This window comes from Bradyrhizobium sp. 35 (assembly GCF_023073215.1).
Lineage (GTDB): Bacteria > Pseudomonadota > Alphaproteobacteria > Rhizobiales > Xanthobacteraceae > Bradyrhizobium > Bradyrhizobium canariense_D.
This window is the reverse complement of record NZ_JADPJC010000001.1, coordinates 1-2552: the sequence shown is the minus strand read 5'-3', so window position 1 is coordinate 2552 and position 2552 is coordinate 1. Positions and strand designations below refer to the sequence as shown.

Annotated in this window: 2 protein-coding genes; both read left to right on the top strand. The window is 64.9% G+C overall.

The genetic code is table 11. The annotated features are described in order from the left end of the window. Window positions 1-121: 121 nt before the first annotated feature. The gene (locus IVB36_RS00010) at window positions 122-997 is read left to right on the top strand and encodes a tyrosine-type recombinase/integrase (protein WP_247390111.1); all 876 of its coding nucleotides are present in this window, start codon (window positions 122-124) and stop codon (window positions 995-997) included. A 12-nt stretch (window positions 998-1009) separates the two neighbouring features. Further along, window positions 1010-2209 carry an IS91 family transposase gene (locus IVB36_RS00005; RefSeq protein ID WP_085357181.1) on the top strand — a complete coding sequence of 400 codons (1200 nt, stop codon included), beginning with the start codon at window positions 1010-1012 and terminating at the stop codon, window positions 2207-2209. Window positions 2210-2552: the final 343 nt, after the last annotated feature.

Sequence of the window (2552 nt, the reverse complement as noted above, 5' to 3'; positions counted from 1 at the left end):
GGACTAAACCGCTCGCGCGGTAGGCACGACGGCCGGCAGCGCGGCTGAGAGGATAGCGCAACGAGGCGTCCTGTCTTGAGATGAGGGGTTCGCAACCTTCACCCAAGACAGGAGCATCCCCATGACCGACGAGGCCACGAGCCCGTTGCGGCGGCGCATGATCGAAGACATGACGATCCGCAAGTTCGCGCCGAAGACCCAACATGACTATGTGCAGAGGGTCAAGAACTTCGCGGTATTCCTCGGGCGATCGCCGGAAACGGCGAGTTTTGAGGACGTGCGGCGCTACCAGCTGCATCTGGCATCGAACGGCGTTGGCGTGCCGACTATCAACCAGACCGTCTCGACGCTGCGGTTCTTCTTCAAGGTTACGCTCAAGCGCAACGAGATCGTCGAGCACACCCACGTCATTCACGAGCCGCGCAAGCTGCCGGTGGTGCTGAGCCCGGAAGAAGTGGCGCGCCTGCTCGATGCGGCACCGGGGCTCAAGTACAAGGCGGCGCTCAGCGTAGCCTATGGCGCCGGCCTGCGGGCCAACGAGGTCGTCTCGCTCAAGATCTCCGACATCGACAGCAAGCGGATGATCATCCGGGTCGAACAGGGCAAGGGCGGCAAGGACCGTAACGTCATGCTCTCCCCACACCTGCTCGATCTGCTGCGCGCCTGGTGGAAGGCGGCACGGCCACAGGGCTGGCTCTTCCCTGGCCGCGATCCGGCCCAGCCGATGACCACGCGCCAGCTCAACCGCGCCTGCCACGCCGCTGCCCAGATGGCGGAGATCAACAAGCGGGTCTCGCTGCACACCTTGCGGCACAGCTTCGCCACTCATCTCTTGGAGCAGAACATCGACGTGCGCGTGATCCAGGTTCTGCTCGGTCACGCCAAGCTCGATACGACCGCGCTCTATACCCGCGTCGCCACCAAGACGATCAGCGAGGTCATGAGCCCGTTGGAGCACATCGCGATCAAGCTGAAGGAGGCCCGGCCGCCCGGCTGACGCGAGGCCGGCGTGTCTCGTCCGGCTCTGGAGGTTGCGGATATCTTCCGCGACCGTGGCCCGGCATGGCGGCAGGCCCATGCCGGCCGTGTCAGCCTCGACCAGTTGAAGGTGATGTCGGCGATCGAGAGCTGCCGCACGGCGGCGCTCGGCGGCCATGTCGCGCGCTGCGAGGACTGCGCCTACACGTCCATCGCCTACAACTCCTGCCGCAACCGGCACTGCCCGAAGTGCCAGGGCGCCGCGGCGAAGCAGTGGCTCGCCGATCGCCAAGCCGAGCTGCTGCCGGTGCCATATTATCACGTCGTGTTCACGCTGCCGGCCCGGATCGCCGACATCGCCTACCAGAACAGGGCCATCATCTACGATCTCCTGTTCAAGCTCTCGGCCGAGACGATGCTGACGATCGCCGCAGATCCGAAGCATCTCGGCGCCAGGATCGGTATCACGTCCGTGCTGCACACCTGGGGCTCGGCCATGACCCACCACCCGCATGTGCATATGATCGTGCCAGGCGGCGGCATCTCGCCCGACGGACAGCGCTGGGTGTCCTGCCGGCCGGGGTTCTTCCTGCCGGTGCGCGTGCTCTCACGCCTGTTTCGGCGGCTGTTCCTAGGTCGCCTCGCCGCCCTCCACCAGGCCGGGCGCCTGAGCTTCTTCGGCAACGACGCTCATCTCGCTGCAGCGCAGTCATTCGCCGCATTGCTTGCAGCGTCGCGCAAGACGGAATGGGTCGTCTATGCCAAGCGTCCGTTCGGCGGACCACAAGCCGTGCTGGCCTATCTGTCGCGCTATACTCACCGCGTCGCCATCGCCAACAGCCGCCTGATCGCCCTCGACCAGCACGATGTCACCTTCAGATGGAAGGATTATCGGGTCGAAGGCCGCGACCGGCAAAAGCGGATGACGCTCGCCACAGACGAGTTCATCCGCCGCTTCCTCATCCACGTGCTGCCAAAAGGCCTTCACCGCATCCGCCATTACGGCCTGCTCGCACGGGGCGTCTGCGCCGACAATGTCGCACGCGCGCGCGAACTGCTCGCCGTCAGCGATCGTGAGGATGAACCGACCGAGACCATCGTCGACAGCGGCAAGCCACCGTGTCCATGCTGCGGCGGCCGCATGATCGTCATCGAGGTTTTTGAGCGAGGTGCAATGCCGCACCGTCAATCGACCGCGCCAATCAGCGCCATCAGGATCGACACCTCATGACCGCGCATCGGCCATTCCGCAAAGCTGTTCGTCATGCCCGCCGCTCATCGACCGGCCACGGCGCAGCGCACCCGAACGCTCATCGGTCGTCGCCCATCCGTCGATCATTGATCGCGTTCGACAACGTCCACCGCCCATTCCATGATAGCGACAGCGTCGTGCCGCGCGCTGCACCGGTTCGAACTCCATCACCAAACTCGCCTGCAGCGCTCAAATCCCCATAGAGCCTGCCGCATCAGTCCTGCCCACCATGCGCGGTTTCCTCCCTTGGAGGCTTTCGGACGCCGGCCGCCCGAATGTGCCGCGCCGTCAATCATGCGGCCGGCATCCGAAACCCTTCACA

Bases quoted from the DNA above. Each gene is read 5' to 3' on its own strand.
- IVB36_RS00010 (WP_247390111.1), top strand. From the start codon at position 122: ATGACCGACGAGGCCACGAGCCCGTTGCGGCGGCGCATGATCGAAGAC.